Origin of the sequence: Pseudomonas sp. S06B 330, assembly GCF_002845275.2 — a bacterium.
Lineage (GTDB): Bacteria > Pseudomonadota > Gammaproteobacteria > Pseudomonadales > Pseudomonadaceae > Aquipseudomonas.
Genome location: NZ_CP088149.1, coordinates 1,538,729 through 1,562,631 on the forward strand (window position 1 = coordinate 1,538,729; position 23,903 = coordinate 1,562,631).

Sequence of the window (23,903 nt, forward strand, 5' to 3'; positions counted from 1 at the left end):
CGCGAAGTGGTGTTGGACGTCGTTGCGATTCGGTTGGTCTAGGTCAGCAATACCCGAGCCAAGGTAGGTCTGTAGCATGACAATTTGATGTCGATGCCGGCTCCCGGCCATGGTCTGCGCCCCTGAAAATCAAGCGTAGACCAGGTTGGCTGTCATCTGGCGTTCATCTGTGTTGCCTAGGCTTGCACTATTCTCATAGCCCTGAAGGCGCCAATAGTGCGCGCTGCCGGTGCTGGACTAGTCCAGATAGGTAACCTTTGATGCAACCACTGCCACCGCGAGCAGTAACAGCTATCTGCCATGCCCTGCAGGAGCAAATCGAACACGGCTTACTCTTGCCCGGCGGCAAGTTGCCGGCTGAGCGCAAGTTGAGCGAGGTGTTCGACACCACGCGCATCACCTTGCGCGAAGCGTTGGTGCAACTGGAGGCGCGCGGGCTGATTTACCGTGAGGAGCGGCGTGGCTGGTTCGTGGCGCCCGAGCGCCTGACCTACGACCTGATCGAACGCAGCCATTTTCACGCCATGGTCCGTGCCCAGGGCCGTGAAGCCTCTACGCAGCTGTTGTCGGCGCGGCTTCAGCCGGCAGCGGCCAGTGTGTGCGCGCGCTTGCAGTTACCGGCGTTATCCAGCGTGATCCAGGTGTGTCGTTTGCGCAGAATCGATGGGCGGGCGGTGTTGTATGCCGAGCACTACCTGAATCCCGAGTATTTCCCCGGCATACTTGAGCACGACTTGAGCCAGTCGCTGACCGAGCTCTATCAGCGGCACTACGCGATTCACTATGGGCGGGTGCGGTTCGAGATCCTGCCCACGGCATTACCGGTGGCCGCCGCCCTGGCGCTGAAGGTGTCCGCAGGCAGCCCGGGCTTGCACATCACCCGGGTCAACAGCGACCAGCAGGGCCGGCTGATCGACTGTGACCTTGAGTATTGGCGTCACGATGCAATCCGCATCAAGGCCGAGGCCGGTTAGCGCTTGGCTTCGGTTTCACTCAATGGCGTGCCGGCGCCAGCGGTAATCACCTGCACGCTCAGGCGCGGGGTTGCCAGGTCCAGCCCAGCTTCATCCAGCTGACGCTTGAGGGCCAGGTTAAACGCCCGCGACACTTCCCATTGGCGGATGGGCGCGGTCTTGAAGCGGGCGCGCAAGATCGCCGAGCCCGACTCGAAGCTTTCCACCCCTTGCAGCTCCAGCGGCGACCAGATGATTCGGCGCATCAACGGGTCGTTGCGCAGCTTTTGGCCGACATCGCGAATCAGGCTGATGGCCTGGTCGATGTTCATGCTGTGCGGAATCGCCACACGGAAGATCGCGTAGCCAAATTCGCGGGAGTAGTTCTTGATGCTCTTGATTTCACTGAACGGGATAGTGTGGACGATGCCGTCGATATCGCGCAGGCGCACGGTGCGGATGGTCAAACCCTCGACCGTACCCAGGTGGCCGCCGACATCGACATAGTCATCGATGGCCAGGGAGTCTTCGATGATGATGAACAGGCCGGTGATCAAGTCGGCCACCAGAGATTGGGCGCCGAAACCGATGGCCAGGCCGATCACACCGGCACCGGCCAGCAGCGGCGTGACGTTCATGCCCATGTTGGCCAGGGCAACGATCACCGCAATGATGAAAATAGCCACGAACAGCACATTGCGGATCAGCGGCATCATGGTCTGCGCGCGGGTGTTGGCCGGGCCTTTGCGCGAGCGGGTGAGGGCATGGTGCACGGCGGTGTCGGCGAGAATCCACACCAGCCAGGCGGCAATCAGGGTGCCGGCCAGGCCGAGCAAGCGCACGGCTACTTCATGGCCTTCGCCTTCGGCAAAGCCGATCAGCGAAAAGCCCCAGACGCGCAGGCCCAGCTCGACGAACAGCAACCAAATGAACATGTGGATCAGTGTGTAGACGAAGTTGCGCAGGCGTTCGCTGTACACCGCGTGACGGCGGTTGGCACGTTGCGGTTTGAGCCCTTGGCGGCGCACCAGGCCATTGATGACCATGCACAGGATCAGCAGCACCGTGCACATCAGTGACTGGCGCAGGGCGGTGCTGGTGTCGCCGGCGGAAATAAAGGTTGCGATCAGCGAGATCGCCACCAGCACCAGCGCCGGCAGGTACCAGAAGGTGCCGAGAATTTCGATGGTGTCACTCAACGCCCGTCGGGTCAGGCGCCGGGACAGCGGCTGGTTGCGGATCAGGTGGGCGATTGGCCGACGGAAACGCAGGATGAACAGGCCAGTGGACAGCCCCGCGAGGATATTGGCCAGGGTCGCCAGGGTATGGGCCAGATGATCGCCAAGCGCGCTGGCCATGCGTGGGTCGTTCATGGCCTCACCGAAGGCGGCGAAGCTGCCAATCAGCCACAACGGCCGGAAGGCTTGGTGCCGAAGAATGTGCAAGGCGCGATGACGGTGTGGGCCGTCGAGCAGGGAAAAGGCAATGACACAGATCGCCGAGAAGCAAGTGCCGACCACCAGGGCATAGGCCAGGACCATGGCCATCGACTTGCCCAGTGAGAAGGGCAGGGCAAAGCTGAGGTACACCGTGATCACCAGCGCCACCAGCCACGGTCCAAGCTTGCGCAGAGCAAAACGCACCAGGTCCCAGGTGCGTGGGTGCTGGGGCAACTCTTCACTCAAGCCAAAGCGCAGCCGCACCTGATGGCTGACCCAGTTCAAGGCGTAGGCCAGCAGGCTCCAGAGGGCGATGATGGCGGCGAAACCGAACAGGATCGGTGGCCACTCCTGCAGGGGGACCAGGCGGGCATTGAGCTCGATCTGCGCCAGATCAAGCTCGCGGCTCCAGCGCGTGAGCGGGCTGGCATCGCCACTGAACTGCTTTTCCAGCTCAGCGAAGGTGCTGCCGATCAGCCCAAGCACCCCTTGCTCGGTCGCGGGCTGGGCTTGTTTGGTACTGTCGCGTAGCTTTTTCAGGTCGGCCAGCAGCTTGCTGCGTTGCTGGTCGTTTTCCAGGGTCTTGATCACTTCGTCCAGCGACTGGCCCAGCGGCACGGTGGCCTCGGGCTGCGCCTTGCTGCCACCGAGCAGGCTCGGCAGGCCGGCGGCGTGAGCCGGGGCCAAAGTAAACAACGCCAGGAATAGAGCTAAAACGCGGAAAAAGGCAGGCACCGGACAATCAACCTCAAAACGATCAATCGCCCGAGTGTAGTGTATTTGTCAGTTGAGTTTCTCGAGGATCTTCCAGCACATGATGCCAATCATTCCGAGGGTACCGATCCACATCATGAACACGCCGATATTGCGGTCGCGCATGTTGAAACCCACGGTCAGCAGAATCAGGCCGGCAATGACGGGGAGGAAGAGGGATTGAAAAGCTGACATGCGGCAAGGTCCTTGGATTCGAGTTTATGCTGCAAGCATAGCGGTAATCGCTTGCGAGGAGACTGATCGGGGTCAGGGTGACTGGCGTTGCTGGCCTCATTGCTGGCAAGGCCGGCTCCCCGTTGAACCACTGTGGGAACCGGTCTTGCCGGCGATGCCGGCACCGCGAAATTACGGCAAGTCGCGGCTGCGATAGAACGCGGTCAGCACCTTGACCAGATGCGCCAGGTCTTCGCTGCCGCACAGTTCGCGGATCGAGTGCATGGCGAAGGTCGGCAGGCCGATATCGACCGTACGCACGCCCAGGTGGCTGGCGGTGATCGGGCCGATGGTTGAGCCGCACCCCATGTCGCTGCGCACCACAAAGCTTTGCACCGGCACTTCTTCGGCCATGCACAGGTGGCGGAAGAAGCCAGCGGTCTCGCTGTTGGTGGCGTAGCGCTGGTTGTTGTTGACCTTGATCACAGGCCCTGCATTGAGCTTGGGACCATGGTTGGCGTCGTGCTTGTCGGCATAGTTGGGGTGCACACCGTGGGCGTTGTCAGCCGAGACCAGCAGCGAACGCTGGATCGCACGGACGAAGTCGTCACCTTCGGGCAGCAGGCGGCGCAGGGTCTGCTCGAGCATTGGCCCGTCGGCACCGCAGGCCGAGCAGGAGCCGACTTCTTCGTGGTCGTTGCACACCAGCACACAGGTTTCGTCGCTGTCGGCGTTGAGCAAGGCCTGCAGGCCGGCGTAGCAAGACAGCAGGTTGTCCAGGCGGGCACCGGCGATGAACTCACCGTGCAGGCCGATCAGGGCGGCGCTCTGGGTATCGTAGAAGCTCAGCTCGTAATCCAGCACCACATCGGCATTCAGGCCATGCTCGCGGGCCAACTGATCGGTGAGCAGGGCGCGGAAGTCGACGCGCTCGTCCCCGGCGACTTGCGCAAGGATCGGTGGCAGTTCGGTCTGCGGGTTGATCGCCCAACCTTCGTTGGCCGTGCGGTTGAGGTGGATCGCCAGGTTGGGGATGACAGCGATCGGCAGCTTGAAGTCGACCAGTTGGCTCTCGACCTTGCCGTCACGGCGGAAAGTGACCCGTCCAGCCAGCGACAGGTCGCGGTCGAACCAAGGGGCGAGCAGCGCCCCCCCGTAGACTTCCACGCCCAGCTGCCAGAAACCGTGGCGCTGCAGCTCAGGTTGCGGTTTGACCCGCAGGCATGGGCTGTCGGTATGGGCGCCAACCAGGCGAATGCCATCGAGCAACGGCGAATGACGGCCGAGCTTGAAGGCGATGATCGAGGAGTCGTTGCGGGTCAGGTAGTAGCGACCGCCGGCCACGGTGGCCCAACTGTCGCGCTCGTCCAGGCGCTGGTAACCGGCGGCTTCCAGGCGTTGGGCCAGGGCAGCGGTGGCGTGGAACGGCGTAGGGGAGGCCTTGAGAAAGTCGATCAGGCCTTGATTCAGTGCATCGCGCATAGGTCACTCCAGACAGCAGTGGCGCGAGTTTAGCGTACTTGGCTGGGGTTTTGTGTGGGCCCTAATCGCCGCCAAGGCCGGCAGTACCTGGGGGAGCCGGCCTTGCCGGCGATAGAGGCGCCGCGCAGCCTCAGAACGGCGCCGGACACTCGAAGCGCAAGCGCTCCCCGGAAACCGGATGGGTAAAGCTGAGCATGCTTGCATGCAAGCACAGCCGCTCATGGGCAGCGAGGGCTTCAGGATAAGCGTACAGTCGGTCCCCCAGCAGCGGATGACCAATCGACAGCATGTGTACGCGCAACTGGTGAGAGCGCCCGGTAATCGGCGTCAGTTCCACCCGGCAATGATCGCCACAGCGTTCCAGGATGCGCCAGAAGGTCAGGGCATGCTTGCCTTGCTCATGGTCGACCACATGGCGCGGCTTGGTCGGCGGGTCGTAGCGCAGGGGCAGGTCGATGCTGCCGCTGTCGAGCTCCGGCTGGCCCCAGCACAAGGCGGTGTAGGCTTTCTCGGTTTCCCGGTCGTGGAACTGGCGTGACAGCTCGCGGTGACTGTCGGCATCGCGGGCCAGCAGGATGATCCCAGACGTTTCCCAATCCAGTCGATGAACGATCAACGCGTCGGGATAGCCGTTTTCCTGCAGGCGGGTGATCAGGCAATCCTTGTTGTCTTCGGCGCGCCCTGGCACCGACAACAGCAGGGTCGGTTTGTTGATCACCAGAATGGCGTCATCCTCAAAGAGGACGTGAACATTGGACAGCGGCATTACGTGTTCTCTGCAAACGCCAAACGGCGACGGTCAGACCCGGGCTGTAAAGCCCAGGCCCGGCCGTCGCCGTGGCAGGTTACCCGTAGGCGCCGATCAACGATCGGGCAGGGTGATGTTGAGTTCCAGGATCGAGCAGCTGCCCTGGTCTTCCAGAGCGACATGCACATCATCGGAGCCGATGTTGACGTACTTGCGGATCACCTCCACCAGTTCCTTCTGCAGGGCTGGCAAGTAGTCCGGAGTACTACGTTGGCCGCGTTCGTGCGCCACGATGATCTGTAGACGCTCTTTCGCGACCGACGCGGTGCTTACTTTTTTGCTGGCACGAAAGAAGTCAAAAAGGTTCATTGGTTAGTTGCCTCCAAACAGGCGCTCGAAGAATCCCTTCTTCTTCACATCAAGGAACCGATGTTCCACATTTTTACCCAACAGGCGGTCAACGGTATCGCTGTAGGCCTGGCCCGCGTCGCTCTGGTCGTCGAGAATCACCGGTACGCCCTGGTTGGATGCCTTGAGCACCGCCTGGGATTCCGGGATCACGCCGAGCAGGGCAACCGAGAGGATCTCTTTGACGTCTTCGACGCCAAGCATTTCGCCCTGGCTCACGCGCTCTGGATGGTAGCGGGTGATCAGCAGGTGTTCTTTGATCGGGTCTTCGTTACGCTCGGCGCGGCGCGATTTGCTGGCCAGCAGGCCGAGCATGCGGTCCGAGTCACGTACCGAGGACACTTCAGGGTTGGTCACGACGATGGCCTCGTCGGCGAAGTACATCGCCAGGTGGGCACCTTTCTCGATACCGGCCGGGGAGTCGCAGACCACGTACTCGAAGTCTTCCTTGAGCTGCATCAGGACCTTTTCCACGCCATCCTGGGTCAGCGCGTCCTTGTCACGGGTCTGGCTGGCGGCCAGCACGTAAAGGTTCTCAAGGCGCTTGTCCTTGATCAGAGCCTGCTGCAGGTTGGCTTCGCCGTTGACGACGTTGACGAAGTCGTACACCACGCGGCGTTCGCAGCCCATGATCAGGTCGAGGTTACGCAGGCCGACGTCGAAGTCGACGATGACGGTCTTGTGACCACGCAGTGCGAGGCCGGTACCAATAGCGGCGCTGGTGGTGGTCTTACCCACACCACCCTTGCCGGATGTAACCACGAGAATCTTGGCCAAGGTGTATCACCCCTAATGAAAAAGGACGTTGAGTCCCAAAAAATACTAAAAACGGCAACATCGGAAAAAGTTGCGCGGAAAATGGCGGCAAGTATCCGTTAAAGACGGGTGATGTTCAACACGTCACCAGACAGGCTGATCTGTACGCCAGTCCCCCACAGCGGATCACGGCGCAGGTCTTCGGAGACCTTGTACTGGCCGGCGATCGAGACCATCTCGGCTGTCAACTGCTGGCAGAAGATGCGTGCCCGGGTATTGCCCTTGATCCCGGCCAGCGCCCGTCCACGCATGGCACCGTACACATGGATGTTGCCATCGGCGAGAAGTTCCGCGCCGGGGCTGACCGATGACACCACGACCAGATCGCCACCTTGGGCGTAGATTTGCTGGCCACCACGTACAGGCGTGGTGATGATTTTGGTCGGCTTGATGGCTGGTTCAGGGGCTGGCGCCGGTGGCGGTGGCGGTGCAGGCTCTGCCTTCTTCACTTCCGGCTCAGGTTCGACCGGCCGCTCACGCGCGCCGGACGGTGGCAGCACCGGCAGATCGATGGCAATGGCTGCGGCGATGTCTTCGATACGGCTGGCACGAATGGCCAGGGTGCGCAGGCCATGATGGCGGCAGACGCGCATCAGCCCGGGCAGATCGATGGGACCTTCACCTGGCGGCAGCTTGTCCAGGGCCAGCACCAGCGGCGTGTTGCTGAAAAAATTCGGCGCCTGGGCAACTTTGGCCGCCAACTGCCGGTCGAGGCCTTCGAGGTTGTTCCGGGCAAGCTCAAGCACAGTGATGGCGAGCATGCTGCCCTTGAGCTGGAACACGGGGTCTTGGTCTGGCGATTGGGTTTGGCTCATGGTCTGCATAGGGCGGCTTGTTACGAAAAAGTGCCCAGACTTATAACGAGAACGCCGGTTAGCCGCAACCCGTGCCGAACCGTTGTAGAATGCCCGGCCATTGTCTTTCCGGAATCTTTAATGGATCGCCCGCGTTTTCGTCGTTACTTTCTGCATCCGCGCTTCTGGCCGCTGTGGCTGGGGCTGGGGCTGCTGTGGTTGATCGTGCAGCTGCCGTACCGGGTATTGCTGGTGATCGGTCGCCTGCTGGGTGCCTTGATGTACCTGGTCGCCGGTGAGCGCCGGCGTATTGCTGCGCGCAACTTGGAGCTGTGTTTTCCGGAACTACCGTCCGTCGAACGGCAGCGCTTGCTCAAGGAAAATTTCGCTTCCACCGGCATCGCCTTCTTCGAAATGGCCATGAGCTGGTGGTGGCCAAAGGCCCGCTTGGCGCGCCTGGCGCACATCGAAGGGTTGGAGCACTTGCAGGCGGCCCAGCGTGATGGGCAGGGTGCCATTCTTATGGCTTTGCACTTCACCACCCTGGAAATCGGTGCGGCCTTGCTTGGGCAGGAACACACCATCGACGGCATGTACCGTGAGCACGGCAACCCGGTATTCGACTACATCCAGCGCCGTGGCCGTGAGCGACACAACCTTGACTCGCTGGCCGTGGAGCGTGAAGACGTGCGGGGCATGCTCAAGCTGCTGCGCGCCGGCCGCGCGATCTGGTATGCGCCGGACCAGGACTACGGCGCCAAGCAGAGTCTGTTCGTACCGCTGTTCGGTATCCAGGCGGCCACTGTGACGGCTACCACCAAGTTTGCGCGTTTGGGCAAGGCCCGGGTCATTCCGTTCACCCAGCAGCGCCTGGCGGACGGTAGCGGTTATCGCCTGGTGATCCATCCGCCACTGGCAGATTTCCCGGGTGAGACGGAAGAAGCCGACTGCCTGCGCATCAATCGGTGGATTGAAGGGGCCTTGCGTGAATGTCCGGAGCAGTACCTGTGGGCGCATCGACGCTTCAAGTCGCGCCCGCCCGGGGAGCCCAAGCTCTACGATAAACGGCGTTGAGGCCATCGCTGGCAAGGCCAGCTCGCACAGAATGGGACTCGCCCGAAACCTGTGGGAGCCGGTCTTGCCGGCGATGGGGGCAAAACATAGCTCAGGAAGACCCCATGTCAGCACAACCGATCACAGGATTGATCCTCTCTGGCGGTGGCGCCCGCGCCGCTTATCAGGTTGGTGTGCTGGCCGGCATTGCCGATCTGCTGCCCGCCGGTGCGGCCAATCCCTTTCCCGTGATCGTCGGCACGTCGGCCGGAGCGATCAATGCGGTGACCCTGGCCAGTGGTGCCATGCACTTTGCCGATGCCATCCGCCGCCTCACCCGTTTCTGGCAGGGCTTTCGCAGCCATCAAGTGCTGCGCAGCGACTGGCCGGGGGTGATTCGCCAAGCCAGTCGTTTTGTCGGTCATAGCCTGCTCGGCCTTGGCGCGCCGGTGCCGGTGGCCTTGCTCGACAGCTCACCGCTGCGCCAGTTGCTCAACGAACACCTGGACATCAACGGCATCGCCCAGGCCCTTGAACAGCAACAGTTACATGCGGTGGCAGTGACCGCCTTCGGTTACGAGTCTGGCCAGGCTGTTACCTTCTATCAGGGGCGCGGCGCCATTGATCCGTGGTTACGCCACCGGCGCATCGGACTGCCAACACGTCTGAGTGTCGATCATTTGCTAGCCAGCTCCGCCATTCCACTGCTGTTCGCTCCGGTCAAACTCGGTGAGGAGTACTTTGGCGATGGCGCGGTACGTCAGTCGGCACCGATCAGCCCGGCCCTGCACTTGGGCGCCAGCCGCGTGCTGGTGGTCGGCGTCAGTGGCAACCCGCAGCGTCCGGTCGAGGGTGAGCCGCGCCCGCGCCTGTTCAGCGGCCAGCAGCCAAGCCTGGCGCAGATTGGCGGACACATGCTCAACAGCACCTTCATCGATAGCCTGGAAGACGATATTGAGTTGCTTCAGCGTCTCAACCACCTCAGCCACTTGATGCCCGAGCACGTGGAGCGACGGCGCCTGGGCCTGGCGCCGGTGGAGGTGCTGGTGGTCGCACCGAGTCAGCCGCTGGATGAGATTGCCGCACGGCATCGCCGCGAGCTGCCGGCAGCCCTGCGCCTGTTCCTGCGGGGGCCGGGGGCGACCAAGACCAGTGGTGCAGGGGTGCTCAGCTACCTGTTGTTCGAAGCCGGTTACTGCAGCGAACTGATCGAGCTAGGGCGGCGCGACGCCCTGGCCAAGCGCCGTGAGCTGGGTAATTTCCTCGGTCTGTAGCCGCGGGTGCAGGTTGCGATCGCCTGCAACGCAGGCGCAAGGCGGTTACTCTGCAATCTGCAACTTGCGCGCCTCGGTGTAGACGTAGCGGACCTTCTCATATTCGAAGGGTGAGTTCAGCTGGCCATAGCGAAAGTTGGTGGTGTATCGCTTGTCGACGGCGCGCAGGATGACCAGTTCCGGGTGATCACCGCTGACTTCGGCCACGTTGAGGAAGTTGGCCTGGTCTTCGGCGACATAGTCCACCAGCAAGCCGCCGGTATCGCGCAGGTTCGAAGGGCCGAGAATCGGCAGCATCAGGTAGGGGCCATCCGGCACGCCATAGAAGCCCAAGGTTTGACCGAAGTCTTCGCTTTGATGGGGCAGGCCCATCTTGGTTGCCGGGTCCCACAGGCCGCCCACGCCAATGATGGTGTTGAGCATCAGCCGCGCGGTGATCTCCATTGAGCGATGGCCCTTGAACTGCAGAACGCTGTTGAACAGGTTAGGTACGTCGCCCAGGTTGCTGAAAAAATTGCTCACCCCGGTACGTACAAAGCTGGGAGTGACATAGCGGTAGCCATTGACCACTGGCAGGAACACCCACTGGTCGAAGCGGTAGTTGAAGTGGTAGATCCGCCGGTTCATCGATTCCAACGGGTCATAGACGTTCAGTGCCGCCAGGGTCGAACGTTCGAACTCACGCTGGTCCAGCCCCGGGTTGAATTTGAGCTCCTTGAGTGGCTCGGTGAAGCCATCGGCTTCGATTACGCTGGCACGGGGCGCGGTTTCTTCCGCAGCTTGGGCCAGTCCACTGGCAATAAATGCGCTAGCAATCAATAAACGTTTAACCACGGAAAAACTCCAGCATGGCGTCGCTGTTAACGCGATAGTTGAGGTTGCCGCAATGGCCGCCGTGGGGGTAGAGGGTCAAGCGATCACCAAAGGTGGAGCGCAGGAAGCCAATGTCTCCCGGGCCGAGAATGACATCGTCGGCGTTGTGCATCACGGCAATCTTCGAACTCTGTTGCAGGTAATCCTTGAGGGCGTAGAGGCTGACCTGGTCAATCAGTTGCAGCAGGCTGCCGCCATCGGTACGGGCGCGCCACATGGGGATGACCTGCTCGGTCATGTAGCAATCGAAGTCACACTGCAGGGCACGCTTGAAGAACGGAGTGAGGCTGCTGCTCTCCGTGATCGGGTACTTGGGCGGAGTGATCAGCCCGCGGCGGTTGATCAAGTCAGAAGTGAAGGCAATATCGGCAGCGGAGAAGCGGAACGAGGTGCCGATGATCATTGCCATCTGCTCGTTGCTCAGGTGCTGGCGCGAATGCTGGAAGTCGTAGAGCAGCGCGTCGTTAAGGTCGATGTAGCCCTTCTGCTGGAAATAACGGGTCAGCTTGTTGAGCACCAGCTCATAGAAGGTGGTGCTGCTATTGACACCTTTGACCTCAGTTTGCACCAGCTTGTCGAGATTGCTGATCGAGGTGTAGAGGTTGACTGGTGGGTTGAGCAGCAGCACGCGCTTGAAGTTGAAACTGCGCCGGGTTTCGTCCAGATGGCTAACGAATGCCGCATCCAGGGCACCAAGGCTGTAGCCGCTGAGGTAGTACTCGGTGACCGGCAGGCGCGGGTGTTGGGCGCGCACGCCTTGCATGACTCGGTACAGGTCTTCGGCGTCGTCTTTGCTGACGCCAGGGGTGGCGTAGCGCGAGGCCGAGGTGATGAAGTCAAAGCTGGTCGGTGAAGACAGCTGCACCACGTGGTAGCCGGCTTTGTAGAAGAGCTTCTTGAGGTATTCATTGATGCTGCTGGCGTAGGGCGCACCGGTTCCGGAAATCAGAAAGATCAGCGGCGCCGGGTGGTCCTGTTCGGCCAGGCGATATTTGAGCTGTTTCACTGCCCAGAAATTGTCGGGGAGGGTGAAGGCGCGCTCCGGACGCATGTTCAGGCTGTAGTCAGCCTGGTCAATGTCATCGTCGCTGGGCAGCTGTGGGCGCAAGTCCGGCGGCGTGGTGGCGATGGTCGCCTCGAACGGATTGGTCAGTGGGTAGCCGTAACTGGCGGCATCGATATCTTGTGCCGAAGCGGACGCACTCAGGATAAGGCCGCCCGAGAGGGCAGCGAGGCGCAGTAATCGAAGCATGACGGATCCCCAAAAAAAGCAGCAGCAAAGTGCGTAACGAAGGCTAGGACCATCAAGTCCTGGGCAAAGTTGCCTGGCGCCACGGCATTTATCGTCCCCGATGTTGCCGTCTTCGGTTGAGGCACGGCAACAATTGGTTCCATTTATCTTCAGTTCAAAGTAGTCGAGGCTGGCGCTTTTGCCTTGCATAGACGGCTCGGCGCTTTATGCTGGGCGCCGATTTCGAAGATTCCGGAGCCTTTATGTCCCGCCGTTTGCCGCTGATCACCTTGTTGCTGTTTGTGCCCTTGTGGCTGGCAGCCAGTTATGCGGTGCGTTATGTCCTGATGGAGGATGCTCAGTGGGTCGGGGTCTGCGCCGAACAAGCACAGATCTGGCAATGTCAGGCGCGCTCGACCCTGGGCTTGATGATTCACTTCGGGGTAATCGCCTGGACCGCGCTGGGGCTGGCGTTGTTGGCGCAGGTAGTGCCTGCGCGTGCGGGGTGGCGTTTAGCAGTGCTGGCGCTGGTGGTCGGAATTCCAGCCTTGGTGCTGTACAGCGCCAGTATCGCGGTGTTCGCCCTGGTGTTGGCAGGGTTGCGCCTGGTGCGCCGGCCCCACTGAGCCCGGTGGGAGCCGGCCTTGCTGGCGATGGGCTGCGCAGCAGCCCTTTTCAAGACTGGACGCGAACCCTCAGGCTACGCCACAACGCCCCCACCATCAGCACACTGACCCCCGCCCAGACCAACGCCTGTTGGTTGTTCAAGCCCTCACGGAACAACTGCGGTGCGATCCCGGCACCGACGATGAACGCCAGCAAGCCAATCTCAGCCCGCGGTCCACGGACCGGGCGCAACAGGTAAACCACCGCCGGCAACATCAGCGCCGCACTCGGAAAACTGCGATAGCGCGGATCGAAGACCAACGCCAGCATGCTCACGGCGGCGGCAAAACCTGCAGCCAGCAACCACCCGCCGGCTCGTGCCTCAAGCCAGGCAAAGACTCGCTCGCGCCAGCCTTGCCGTTGCGCCAGGGCCAAGGCGCCATGGGCGAGAACAATCAGGTTCAAGCCAGCCAACAGCAGCGCCCAGACCCATTCGCCAACAAAGCGGCTGTTGATCCGCACCAATTCGCCCCACAGCCCCAGGCTCGCCGCGCCCAAGGCGGCCAGCAGCGGTAGCAGCAAAGCGGAGCGGGTGCCGCGCACTCGACCGGCGAGGAGCAAGGTGGCGGCAAACAACAGGCCACTAGCAATCAACCATTGCGGCCACAACGCGAGGTTGCTCACTGGCCCTTCGAGAATGCCCTTGTCCTTGCGGTCGGCGTCATACAGGCCCCAGTAGCCGCCCACTGCGCCTTCGCTGGCACGTTTCCACGGTTGGTCGAAGGCTTCGATCAGGTTGTAGTGCCAGCCGTTCTGTTCGGCCATGGCGACAAAGCCGCGAATGAAGCGTGCTTCATTGACCCGGCTGGGCAGCGCGGTCTCACGCTGACGACCTTCGCTGGGCCAGCCGGTTTCGCCAATGACAATATCCTTGGGCGCAAAGCGGTTGCCGAACACCTGGCGAATCTCGCCGACATGCACCAAGGCGTCGTCGATACCTTTGGGATCATCTTCCCAGTACGGCAGCAAGTGAATGGTCAGGAAATCCACGGTTGGCGCGATCTCTGGGTGTTGCAGCCAGAACTCCCAGACGTCGGCATAGGTCACCGGTACGCTGACCTGGCTTTTCACCTGCGTGATCAGCGCGGCCAACTGTGGGCCAGTGACTTCCTTGCGCAGCAGCGTTTCGTTGCCGACGATCACCGCCTTGACGATGTCCGGGTTGGCGTTGGCCGCGGCGATAAGGGCCTTGACCTCTTTTTGGGTATCGACCGGATTGGCGTTGATCCAGGCGCCGAGCATCACTTTCAAGCCATGTTTACGCGCCAGCTGCGGAATCGCCTCAAGCCCTGTCATTGAATAGGTGCGGATGCATTCAAAGCGCTGTGCGAGCAAGGCCAGATCGGCGTCCATGCGCGCCGGGCGCAGTTGAAAGGGCTGGTCGAAGGGCGATTGGTCCTTATCGAACGGCGTGTAGGAGGCGCACTGCAATTTGTGCGAGGCACTGGCCGCATCGGGCAGCACCACCGGCTTGCCCAGCCCGTACCAGAGCCCTCCCAGCGCAAACAGGCCGAGCAGGCAGGCAAACAGATAGGGCAGTATCGGGAAGCGGGCAGTCGAGGACATGGATCGGACCGTCAGGGAGCAAAGCCGTCAATAGTACCTGCAAATGGCACGGGCTAAAGCCTTGGCCAGCAAACTAACCTGGGTTGGATGTTGCTTGATATGACCGCCGGTTGCTGGCGATGTGATGTCGCTTGTCGTTGCCTGGAGGTCGCTACCAGAGCAGGTCAGGGACCATCAGCGGTTGATGATGCAGGTTCCGTGACGTGACGAGGGGAAGCTTTGATGAAAATGCGACGACTCCTGGGGCTGGGCACCGCCCTGGCAATGGCCATTGGCGCTGCACCAGCGATGGCCAAGGAAGTGAGCATCGGCTACGTCGATGGCTGGTCCGACAGTGTAGCGACCACCAACGTGGCTGCCGAAGTGATCAGACAGAAGCTCGGTTATGACGTCAAATTGCAGGCTGTGGCCACCGGGATCATGTGGCAGGGGGTGGCCACCGGTAAGCTCGATGCCATGATGTCGGCCTGGCTGCCGGTAACCCACGGCGACTATTGGACCAAGAACAAGGACAACGTGGTCGACTACGGCCCCAACTTCAAGGACGCCAAGATCGGGCTGATCGTCCCTGAATACGTCAAGGCCAACTCGCTGGCTGACCTCAAGACCGATGACAGTTTCAAACACAAGATCGTCGGCATCGATGCCGGCTCCGGGGTGATGCTCAAGACCGACCAGGCCATCAAGGATTACGACCTGAGCGGCTACAAACTCCAGGCCAGTTCCGGCGCGGCGATGACCGCAGAGTTGGGGCGTGCCTACGCCAAGCAGCAATCGATCGCAGTGACGGGCTGGGTGCCACACTGGATGTTCGCCAAGTGGAAACTCAAGTTCCTTGAAGACCCCAAAGGCGTGTACGGCGCGGCTGAAACCGTCAACAGCATCGGCAGCAAGCAACTGGACAGTAAGGCCCCGGAAGTCGCAGCCTTCCTGAAAAAATTCCAGTGGCAGTCCAAGGATGAAATCGGCGAGGTCATGTTGGCCATTCAAGAGGGCGCAAAACCCGAAGCCGCCGCCAAGGACTGGGTGGCCAAACACCCGGAGCGCGTCGCGGAGTGGACGGCCAAATAATGGCTTAAGGCTTCTAACTTGCACCTTCCAGGGCTGCAGCACCGCAAACGGTGCTGCAGCCCTTGTCGTTACTGGCTGTTACCGAATCGGTAAAAGAGTTTTGCATCTAAGACTAAGGTCGTCTGGAGTGCGTCCAAAGGCAGCATAAAGTGGAGCGGGTACTACCTAATCTGTGCTGCGAGGACAAAAACAATGAACGACAGCATTTATCTCTCGATACAAAACAGCTCGCGGTTCAAAGAGCTGGTGTCAAAACGCGAACGGTTCGCCTGGATTCTCTCGGCGATCATGCTCGGCCTCTACTCCGCTTTCATCCTGTTGATCGCCTATGGCCCGCAAATTTTGGGTGCCAAGCTCAGCCCTGACTCGTCGATTACCTGGGGGATTCCTCTCGGTGTCGGCTTGATCCTCTCGGCCTTCGTCCTCACTGCCATTTATGTGCGTCGCGCCAACGGTGAGTTCGATGAGATGAACAAAGCGATTCTCAAGGAGGCACAGCAATGATCCGGCGTCTTCTGGCAACCCTGGCCTTCGGCGTTTTCGCACCTGCCGTCTGGGCCGCCGACGCCCTCACCGGCGAGGTGCACAAGCAACCCTTGAACGTTGCGGCGATCCTTATGTTCGTCGCCTTCGTCGGTGCCACCCTGTGCATCACCTACTGGGCATCCAAACGTAACAAGTCCGCTTCCGACTACTACGCCGCCGGTGGACGCATCACCGGGTTTCAGAACGGTTTGGCGATTGCCGGTGACTACATGTCGGCAGCGTCCTTCCTGGGTATTTCCGCCCTGGTGTTCACCTCTGGCTACGACGGCTTGATCTACTCGATCGGCTTCCTGGTTGGCTGGCCGATCATTCTATTCCTGATTGCTGAACGCCTGCGTAACCTGGGTAAATACACCTTTGCTGACGTGGCCTCCTATCGCCTCGGGCAAAAAGAAATCCGCACCTTGTCGGCGTCTGGTTCGCTGGTGGTGGTGGCGTTCTACCTGATCGCGCAAATGGTTGGTGCCGGCAAGCTGATTCAGTTGCTGTTCGGTCTGGACTACCACGTTGCCGTGATCCTGGTCGGTATCCTGATGTGCATGTACGTGTTGTTCGGCGGCATGCTGGCCACTACCTGGGTGCAAATCATCAAGGCCGTACTGCTGCTCTCCGGTGCCAGCTTCATGGCGCTGATGGTGATGAAACACGTCAACTTCGACTTCAACGCACTGTTCTCCGAGGCCATCAAGGTTCACCCGAAAGGTGAAGCGATCATGAGCCCGGGCGGTCTGGTCAAAGACCCGATCTCGGCCTTCTCCTTGGGGCTGGCGCTGATGTTCGGTACCGCTGGCCTGCCGCACATCCTGATGCGCTTCTTCACCGTCAGCGATGCCAAAGAAGCGCGTAAGAGCGTGCTGTACGCGACCGGCTTCATCGGCTACTTCTACATCCTGACCTTCATCATCGGCTTTGGCGCGATCCTGTTGGTCAGCACCAACCCAGACTTCAAGGACGCTGCCGGCGCCCTGATTGGTGGTAACAACATGGCTGCAGTGCACCTGGCTAACGCCGTGGGTGGCAGTGTGTTCCTGGGCTTCATCTCGGCGGTGGCGTTCGCGACCATCCTGGCGGTAGTGGCTGGCCTGACCCTGGCTGGTGCTTCGGCGGTGTCTCACGACCTGTACGCCAGCGTGATCAAGAAAGGCAAGGCCAACGAGAAGGATGAAATCCGCGTCTCGAAGATCACCACCATCGCCCTCGCGGTATTGGCTATCGGCCTGGGGATCCTCTTCGAAAGCCAGAACATCGCCTTCATGGTCGGCCTGGCGTTCTCAATCGCGGCCAGCTGCAACTTCCCGGTACTGCTGCTCTCGATGTACTGGAAGAAGCTGACCACCCGTGGCGCCATGATTGGTGGCTGGATGGGCCTGGTCAGTGCAGTGGCGCTGATGATTCTTGGCCCGACCATCTGGGTGCAGATCCTCGGTCACGAGAAAGCCATCTACCCGTACGAGTACCCAGCGCTGTTCTCGATGCTCATCGCCTTTGTCGGGATCTGGTTCTTCTCGATCACCGACAAGTCCAAGGCGGCTGATGAAGAACGTGCACTGTTCTTCCCGCAGTTTGTTCGCTCGCAAACCGGTCTGGGGGCTTCAGGTGCGGTTTCGCACTGATTGACCCAGCTGTAACCAGACAACGCCCCGCTAGCCGGGGCGTTGTCTTTTGCGCTAATGGCACTTTGAGGTCGTTGGGAAATTTCCTAAGTTTGGTCGGAACGGTACTATTTTTTGGGGGTAGTCACTTACGAATAATTCTCCTTGTTGACGACGCAACGTCGTTCAGCGTTCACCCTATAAGGAGATTGATTCGTGAAACGTATGCTACTTGCCCTCCCTCTGGCTCTGCTCAGCGTCGGCTCGGCTTATGCCGTCGATCCTATCGAGAAGCAGGTTCAAATCACCGCCCAGGTACCCACCGATGCTTTCTACGTCGAACCTGTGGGCGGCAACTGGATGAATGATCCGCAGGAAATGGCCTGGAACTCGTTCCGCAGCGAGCTACAACCGATCCGTAAGCAGCTTCAGGTCAAGAGCACCATCGGCCCGATTTCCGCTTACCTGCTTTCACCTGCGGTCGTCGCCAGCGGTAGTGACAGTATCGGCCTGGACGTCAAGGTGGCTGACACCGTGCTAACCACTACCACTGCCGAAGTTGTCAGCGCCGCTCAGGCTGCCCCTGGCGCTGTTATCGGTTTTGAAGTCGCCGCTCAGGCAGCGGGTGCCGGTGGCTATGAGCCGGGCAACTATCAGGGGCTGGTAAGCATGATGTTCGAGACCGCCGCTCCCTGACAGGCGTCGCCCAGCCTTTCACTCATCCGTTGTTACCTGTCCTGCCCTGCGGTGTTGATCCGTGGGCAAGGGCGGGTATTGCCTGTAAGCGACACCATGCCAACTACTCATACCTTCTTCGTTTCGATCAGCTGGCTGTGCGCCTGCCTGTTGTTGGTCCCGGTCACTTCGACGGCGTCCAGCGTGCTGGGTAGCCGGGGCCAGGTTCAGGGTTTGCCGCGGGAGTTCGAAGAGCACTTCTTCGACGTGCCACTGGCCGTGCGTGTCGACCTCGATGGTCGTTATTTGGGCGATGCCATGGTCGTGCTCAGCCGTGATGAGCGTGTGCAGTTGCTCGCGTTCACCGAGACTCAGGAAAGCCTTGAACCGGCGAGTGTGCGTCGGCGCTGGCAGGAGCGCCTGGCTGCCGGTCACCCCTTGGGTGATTGTCGCCAGGCTTGTCCGGACGGTCTGCGCGCTGTGCACTACAGCGTGGTCAACTCACAATTGTCGCTGCTGACCGAACGGGCCGAGTCCGCAGAGCAAGGCGAGCGCTACCACCGCTTGCCGGAACAGGGCAGTTACGGGCTGCTGCTGCGTAATCAGCTCAACGTGGTCGGCGGCGATCACGGTTCCAGTGGCCGCTATGGTCTGCAAGGGCAAAGCAGTCTGGGTAATTGGACGGCCTTGGCTGATGGCCAGCTAGACCGGGGCAGCGACAGCACACAGTCAACGCGCTATCACCTTGAGCAACTGTATGGCGAACGGCTGATTGACAGTCATTTCTTTCGCCTGGGCTACTTCACCCCTGCTGCTCAAGGACTTACTCGCCAGCCACGCCTGTTTGGCAGCAGCCCGGACACAACCCTGGGCGTGATGTTCGGTAGCAGCGACAGCCTGGCGATCGACAACGGTGCGCCAAGTACCACGCCCATTTATGTCACCCCCGACCGGCCGGCCGTGGCGGAGGTCTACCGCAATGGAGTACTGATTAACAGTCAACCGGTCCAGCCGGGCTTGCAGACGCTTGATACCCGAGTGTTGCCAGGTGGTATTTACGAGGTGGAGATCCGTCTGGTCGAGGACGGCCAGGTGTCCTCGACCCACCAGGCGTTTATCTACAAACCCTCCAACTGGCGCAGCACCGACAAACCCTGGCGCTACAACCTGTTCCTTGGCCAGCAGAGCAGCCTGTTGAATAACTGGGACAGTAACCATGAAGACACCCTCAGTGCTGGTGTGATGGCCAACTACATGCTGCATCCGCGGGCGATACTTGGTCTGTCGACGCAGCGTATCGATGAGGCGATGCAATACGGTACTTCGCTGGATTGGGATGTGCGTGAACGTTTCAAACTCTACGGCAATCTGTTCCAAAGTCAGGGGCAGGGCACCGGTTACGACGTTCAGGCCATCCATAGCTATGACAGAGGTTCGTTGGTGGCCAGCCACAGTCGTTCCTTTCTCGAGCGGCCGCGTACCTACCGGCAAGGGCCTTTTGAACAGTCGGTCAGCCAGTCGTCATTATCCCTCAACCACCGCCTCGACCCGCGCAATAGTGTCACCCTGCGCCTGTCCCATAGCAGCGGTGCCAGCGATGGTGCGGGTGTCGATTTGGGATGGTCGTATTACGGTCGACTGCTCGGTTCTGACGCCAACTGGCGGCTGTCAGTGTTTGATCGACCGGGGACCGCAGGCACCGACGAGGCGCGCAGCCGTGGTATCAACCTCAATTTGAGCATGAGCTTGGGCAGCGGCGGACGGCGTGTTGCAGCCAGCTTCGGCACCCGCACGTCGCGCGATGGCGGGCGCGATCTGAACGCTTCACTGGCCTACCAGCAGGACGTCGATTTGGGGGCAGTGCGCACGCTTGGAGTGAATGCGACGGCTGACCGCTACGGCGCCGGAGTCGGGGGGGAGAGCCTGTTTGAGAACGAGGTGATGCATGGTGATGCTTATTTCCAGCGCTCCTCCTACAACGGCGAGTTCAATGCGGGCCTGAACCTGGAGAGCGTGCTTGCCGTGGGGGCCGGTAAGGCCGCCCTAAGCGGCCAGTATTTACCCCATGAAGCGGGGCTGATCGTAGACGTGGAGAGCGACATCGTGGACCTCAAGCTGCATGCCGATGATCCGCAAGGCAATACTGCCAGCTTGCACCCTGGACGCAATCTGATCCCGGTAACCGCCTACAAAGCTGGCAACGTGCAGTTTGATTTCGAAGGCAGCGATACCGTCGCGGCGGTGATTCAGCCCTCCAGTTTCGACTATCACCTCAACAGAGGTGGCATTGAGTACCGCCGACTGCGCGTATTGCGCACGGTGACGGTAATCGGGCAGCTGTTTGATGCTCATGGTCAGCCGATGCGTGGCGCCCAGGTGATCAACCATGCGAGCCGCAGTGTCACCGAGGCCGATGGCTTTTTCGCCGTGGAAATGAGTGAGTCGACGCCTACCTTGGAAGTCCGCCAGGGCGGTTCGCCTGCCTGCCTGCTCAATTTCGACCTCAAGCGCCTTGAGCGCGAGGGGGATGTGCTACTGGCCGGTGATCAGCGGTGCACCCCGGCCAGTCTGGCGCGCACAGCAGGCACTGCTGCCGCCCTGGATAAGGGCTGATGCTCAACGTGAGTGACCTCTTAATGGGAAATTTCTGAATTTTTTTTGGGAGAAATCCTGCTGGGGTCGCCGTGATGGTGGCACCCGTCACGGTAATACTCTCGATGCGCGCATACGGAGACTGACAAGATGAATATCCATGTACCTATTGTGTTACTTCTGCTGTTGTTGGCGCATTCTGCGCAGGCCGCGCCGGAACTGAATGTTGGCGCGCTGTACGATTATCTCGACAGCGGTAAGAGCACGCTGCTCAAACGCGTACGCAACAACGGTGACACGACCGCTTTCGTCAAGGTCAGCGTCGCCGAGCTGGTCTATGACGACCAGGGTGTCGCGCGCGAAGTCGCCACCGACGGCTTACCCCTAGCGCAACGAGGGGTAGTGGCCAGTCCGGCTCGCCTGATTGTGCCGGCCCAAGGCACACAGGCTGTGCGCGTGCTGTATCGCGGTACACGGGATCGCGAACGCTACTTCCGCCTACGCTTCATTCCGGTGTTGCCGGAAAGTAGCGATGGTTTTGCTGTCGATGCGCAGGATGCTGAACGGTATCGCGAGCAGCTCAAGGCGGGCGTCAATCTCTTGGCCGGCTACGGCTCGCTGTTGTTCGTGCGCCCTGGTCAGGTGCGTTTCCAAACGCCGGTGCGGCGTCAGGGCGGTCAACTGACTGTTGTCAACGAGGGTAACACTACCGTAGTGCTCGACCATTTTCGCCAATGTTCGACCCCGAACCAGGCTTGCGAACCGGCCACTAAACACCACTTGCTACCGGGGCGCAGTCGGCAGTTCGACGGTGAGTCGGACAAGGTGCATCAGTTCGAGCTGCATGAAGGGGAAAACCATCAGCTTATGGTGCTCAAGGGATGAGCGCTCGCAGGTTGACTCAGCCGCTACGGCGACGCTTCTGGTTGCTGCTGGGCCTTGTGCTGTTAGGGGGGGCACCTGTAGCAGGGGCTTTGGAAGTTACGATTTCGGCGCAGTACCGCGGTGGTGGCTCGGGACGCTTCGAGAACACAACCCCGCCAGGCGGGCTTTGCCAGGGCTGGCCAGCTACCTGTAGAAACAGAATGACGGTGAACCTGCCCATCACTTATTCCAAGAAGACCACTAAAGGTGCGGTCGACTCGCGGGATGAGTTCTTCCTGCAGTTGCCAGGGCGCAGGGAGGTCGATGTTTTTCATGAGCAGACCGGCGAGCCGCGGCGCATGACTTTTGAGTGGACGGCAGTCAGCCAGAAAGTGCTGGCATCAAGTCTGAATCACCACCCGCTTTACCAGCCTGTTATCAGTAGTGGTTGCCGTTTTGTCGGGAGCACTTCTCAGTTCCGGCCCGCTATCGTCACTTATCTGTGGGACATAGGTATCCCACAATCACCGGTTGCATGCTGGGCCAACGGCAAAAATGCGCCGGTTGGGCGGGTCGAAGTCGCCACCGTTCTGGAAACCAGTGTTGCTTATGCCATGGACATTCCGCCGCCTTACCGGTTAAAGGCTGGTACTTACCGCGGCAGCCAGACCTACAGCATCGGCCCTGGGGGCGACTTTGATTTTGGCAACGACGTCACCGAACTCAGCGGGGGCAGTTTGACTGTCAACTTTGTACTCGACGTTCAGCACGCGTTCATTTTCGAGTTCCCGCCGGGTTCGGACCGCGCCGTACTGGAGCCTCAAGGCGGTTGGAATGCTTGGTTGACCGGTGGGCGCCGGCCTGGGCGACTTTACCGAGACTTGCCGTTTCGACTCTGGTCGACCGGGCCCTTCAAGGTCTACAAACAGTGTCAGTACGAGGACGGCGACCGCTGTGGTATCCGTAACGACGACAGCGATCAAGTGCCTGTGACGATCGCACTGACCCTGCCGGCGGGCGTTGAACACCGGGGGGCGACGGTCAACCGACTGGCATTGCCTACTGGTCGGTCCGCTGCCCTGCAATTTGAGGCCGCGACACCCACCCTTAACCGAGCAGGCCAACTGCACTTCGAGGTAGCACGTGACGACGTCGGCAGCATGCTCGCCCACCCCGGCAGTACCTACACAGGTCAGGTGACAGTGGTATTCGATGCAGAGTTGTAGGACGCCGAATTTCCAGTGAGGAAGGACCATGTATAGAGCGTTAGTGGTAGATGATCACCCCTTCATTCGATCCAGTGTCTGCATGCTGTTGCGTCAGGACCGTATCGAAATTGCGGGCCAGGCGGACAATGGTGTGGATGCCGTGCGTCATGCTCGCGAGCTGTCACCTGATATCGTCATCCTGGATATCACCATGCCGGGGCTGGACGGTCTGGAGGTGATGATGCGCATCAGGGCCATGGAGCGGCCGGCCAAAGTGCTGGTGCTGACCTCCCAGTTGCCGGATTACTTTTCCCTGCGCTGCATGCAGGCTGGCGCGGCCGGGTATGTATCAAAAACCGACGGTTTGCGAGCGCTGAGCAAGGCTGTCAGGGCGGTGTTGTCCGGGTATACCTATTTCCCCGAGGTGGTGCTCAGTTCGATCAATCAGCAGGATTTGCGGGCCACCGAAGCACAGTGCATTGCCCGCTTGAGCGACCGTGAGGTGTTGATACTGCAGCAGCTGGCTCGTGGCTTGAGCAACAAGGCAATCGGCGAAGCCATGCTGCTGAGCAACAAGACCATCAGTACCTACAAGATGCGCTTGATCGAGAAACTCAGGGTCAAGTCTCTGATCGATCTTGCTGATCTGGCACGGCGCAACCTGTTGATATAACCCGATCGCTTTTTGAGTGGCGCTACCTGTAGAAGACTGCGTAAGCGGGGTCCTACAGGTAGCGCCTGGGTCATATCATGCCGAGCAAAAGCAGCACCAGCAGGACCACCAGCACCACACCGATGACACCGGACGGGCCATAGCCCCAACTTCTGGAGTGCGGGAAGACAGGTAAGCCACCAATCAACAGCAGTATCAGAATGATGATGAGTATGGTGCCCATGGCAGTATCCTTGTTTGGCTTGAGGGGTAGGCGTTTCGGTTCAATCCTGCTGTTCGGCCACGTGAATCATGTCCGCCTGTTAATTCCGACTCCTGTTCTCGACGAAAAGTTTAATAAACCGGTTTCACCACTGTTTGCCTGGGCTATTCAGCATCCTGATACAGGGTGGGTACGGCACATGCCTTCGCTACACTGGCGCTAACTTTCCAGAACCGTATAAGGCATCCGG

The 23,903-nt window shown here is 60.4% G+C and carries 23 protein-coding genes; 12 read left to right on the top strand and 11 right to left on the bottom strand.

The window, feature by feature from the left end; all coding sequences use genetic code 11:
• Nucleotides 1-260 precede the first annotated feature (260 nt).
• Nucleotides 261-974, top strand: a complete 714-nt coding sequence (gene phnR, locus CX511_RS07190; protein ID WP_045180152.1) for a phosphonate utilization transcriptional regulator PhnR — start codon at nt 261-263, stop codon at nt 972-974.
• Here the strand turns inward: phnR and CX511_RS07195 are convergent.
• From CX511_RS07195 to minC, 7 genes are all read right to left on the bottom strand, one after another.
• Entirely contained in the window at nt 971-3,127 is a 2,157-nt protein-coding gene (locus CX511_RS07195) for a mechanosensitive ion channel family protein (protein ID WP_045180150.1), read from the bottom strand. The two genes, phnR and CX511_RS07195, sit on opposite strands and share 4 nt — an antisense overlap.
• A gap of 48 nt (nt 3,128-3,175) precedes the next feature.
• Nucleotides 3,176-3,340, bottom strand: a complete 165-nt coding sequence (locus CX511_RS07200) for a hypothetical protein (RefSeq protein WP_167332108.1) — start codon at nt 3,338-3,340, stop codon at nt 3,176-3,178.
• A gap of 171 nt (nt 3,341-3,511) precedes the next feature.
• Complete coding sequence (locus CX511_RS07205; RefSeq protein WP_045180148.1) at nt 3,512-4,801, bottom strand: M18 family aminopeptidase; 1,290 nt, start codon at nt 4,799-4,801, stop codon at nt 3,512-3,514.
• 130 nt (nt 4,802-4,931) lie between these two features.
• Nucleotides 4,932-5,567: an RluA family pseudouridine synthase gene (locus tag CX511_RS07210; protein ID WP_045180147.1), complete on the bottom strand. Its 636-nt coding sequence runs from the start codon at nt 5,565-5,567 to the stop codon at nt 4,932-4,934.
• 96 nt (nt 5,568-5,663) lie between these two features.
• Entirely contained in the window at nt 5,664-5,918 is a 255-nt protein-coding gene (minE, locus tag CX511_RS07215) for a cell division topological specificity factor MinE (protein ID WP_045180146.1), read from the bottom strand.
• Between the two features lie 3 nt (nt 5,919-5,921).
• Nucleotides 5,922-6,734 (bottom strand): septum site-determining protein MinD, encoded by an 813-nt coding sequence (gene minD, locus CX511_RS07220; protein ID WP_045180144.1) that lies wholly within the window; start codon nt 6,732-6,734, stop codon nt 5,922-5,924.
• A gap of 98 nt (nt 6,735-6,832) precedes the next feature.
• The gene (gene minC / locus CX511_RS07225; RefSeq protein WP_045180142.1) at nt 6,833-7,597 is read right to left on the bottom strand and encodes a septum site-determining protein MinC; all 765 of its coding nucleotides are present in this window, start codon (nt 7,595-7,597) and stop codon (nt 6,833-6,835) included.
• A gap of 111 nt (nt 7,598-7,708) precedes the next feature.
• On the opposite strand from minC, the gene CX511_RS07230 reads away from it, so the two are divergent.
• Together CX511_RS07230 and CX511_RS07235 are read left to right on the top strand one after the other, a co-directional pair.
• Nucleotides 7,709-8,641, top strand: coding sequence for a lipid A biosynthesis lauroyl acyltransferase (locus tag CX511_RS07230; protein ID WP_045180140.1), 933 nt, complete (start codon nt 7,709-7,711; stop codon nt 8,639-8,641).
• 104 nt (nt 8,642-8,745) lie between these two features.
• Entirely contained in the window at nt 8,746-9,894 is a 1,149-nt protein-coding gene (locus CX511_RS07235; RefSeq protein ID WP_045180139.1) for a patatin-like phospholipase family protein, read from the top strand.
• 45 nt (nt 9,895-9,939) lie between these two features.
• On the opposite strand, the gene CX511_RS07240 is transcribed toward CX511_RS07235, so the two are convergent.
• Together CX511_RS07240 and mlaY are read right to left on the bottom strand one after the other, a co-directional pair.
• Nucleotides 9,940-10,728: an MlaA family lipoprotein gene (locus CX511_RS07240; RefSeq protein ID WP_045180137.1), complete on the bottom strand. Its 789-nt coding sequence runs from the start codon at nt 10,726-10,728 to the stop codon at nt 9,940-9,942.
• A complete protein-coding gene (mlaY, locus tag CX511_RS07245; protein WP_101293063.1) occupies nt 10,721-12,019 on the bottom strand; it encodes a lipid asymmetry maintenance lipase MlaY in 1,299 nt (432 codons plus the stop codon). The genes CX511_RS07240 and mlaY overlap by 8 nt, the downstream gene beginning before the upstream one ends.
• Before the next feature lie 242 nt (nt 12,020-12,261).
• Between mlaY and CX511_RS07250 the strand changes: the two genes are divergently transcribed.
• Nucleotides 12,262-12,624, top strand: coding sequence for a hypothetical protein (locus tag CX511_RS07250; protein WP_045180212.1), 363 nt, complete (start codon nt 12,262-12,264; stop codon nt 12,622-12,624).
• Nucleotides 12,625-12,673: 49 nt separating this feature from the next.
• On the opposite strand, the gene CX511_RS07255 is transcribed toward CX511_RS07250, so the two are convergent.
• On the bottom strand, nt 12,674-14,230 hold the full coding sequence (locus CX511_RS07255) for a glycoside hydrolase family 17 protein (RefSeq protein ID WP_101293062.1): 1,557 nt from the start codon (nt 14,228-14,230) through the stop codon (nt 12,674-12,676).
• A gap of 222 nt (nt 14,231-14,452) precedes the next feature.
• On the opposite strand from CX511_RS07255, the gene CX511_RS07260 reads away from it, so the two are divergent.
• The 8 genes from CX511_RS07260 to CX511_RS07295 all read left to right on the top strand — a co-directional run bounded on the left by CX511_RS07260 (nt 14,453) and on the right by CX511_RS07295 (nt 23,451).
• A complete protein-coding gene (locus CX511_RS07260; protein ID WP_045180131.1) occupies nt 14,453-15,301 on the top strand; it encodes a glycine betaine ABC transporter substrate-binding protein in 849 nt (282 codons plus the stop codon).
• A gap of 192 nt (nt 15,302-15,493) precedes the next feature.
• Nucleotides 15,494-15,805, top strand: a complete 312-nt coding sequence (locus tag CX511_RS07265) for a DUF485 domain-containing protein (protein ID WP_045180129.1) — start codon at nt 15,494-15,496, stop codon at nt 15,803-15,805.
• Nucleotides 15,802-17,460, top strand: coding sequence for a cation acetate symporter (locus CX511_RS07270; protein WP_045180127.1), 1,659 nt, complete (start codon nt 15,802-15,804; stop codon nt 17,458-17,460). Before CX511_RS07265 ends, CX511_RS07270 begins: the two co-directional genes overlap by 4 nt.
• A 195-nt stretch (nt 17,461-17,655) precedes the next feature.
• A complete protein-coding gene (locus tag CX511_RS07275; RefSeq protein ID WP_045180125.1) occupies nt 17,656-18,135 on the top strand; it encodes a CS1 type fimbrial major subunit in 480 nt (159 codons plus the stop codon).
• A 96-nt stretch (nt 18,136-18,231) separates the two neighbouring features.
• The gene (locus CX511_RS07280; protein WP_101293061.1) at nt 18,232-20,727 is read left to right on the top strand and encodes a TcfC E-set like domain-containing protein; all 2,496 of its coding nucleotides are present in this window, start codon (nt 18,232-18,234) and stop codon (nt 20,725-20,727) included.
• Nucleotides 20,728-20,856: 129 nt separating this feature from the next.
• Nucleotides 20,857-21,591 carry a fimbrial biogenesis chaperone gene (locus tag CX511_RS07285; RefSeq protein ID WP_101293060.1) on the top strand — a complete coding sequence of 245 codons (735 nt, stop codon included), beginning with the start codon at nt 20,857-20,859 and terminating at the stop codon, nt 21,589-21,591.
• 200 nt (nt 21,592-21,791) lie between these two features.
• The gene (locus CX511_RS07290) at nt 21,792-22,796 is read left to right on the top strand and encodes a hypothetical protein (protein WP_231353378.1); all 1,005 of its coding nucleotides are present in this window, start codon (nt 21,792-21,794) and stop codon (nt 22,794-22,796) included.
• Nucleotides 22,797-22,824: 28 nt separating this feature from the next.
• Complete coding sequence (locus CX511_RS07295; protein WP_045180119.1) at nt 22,825-23,451, top strand: response regulator transcription factor; 627 nt, start codon at nt 22,825-22,827, stop codon at nt 23,449-23,451.
• 70 nt (nt 23,452-23,521) lie between these two features.
• Here CX511_RS07295 and CX511_RS07300 read toward each other — a convergent pair whose 3' ends face one another.
• The gene (locus tag CX511_RS07300; RefSeq protein WP_045180117.1) at nt 23,522-23,674 is read right to left on the bottom strand and encodes a DUF3309 family protein; all 153 of its coding nucleotides are present in this window, start codon (nt 23,672-23,674) and stop codon (nt 23,522-23,524) included.
• Nucleotides 23,675-23,903 lie beyond the last annotated feature (229 nt).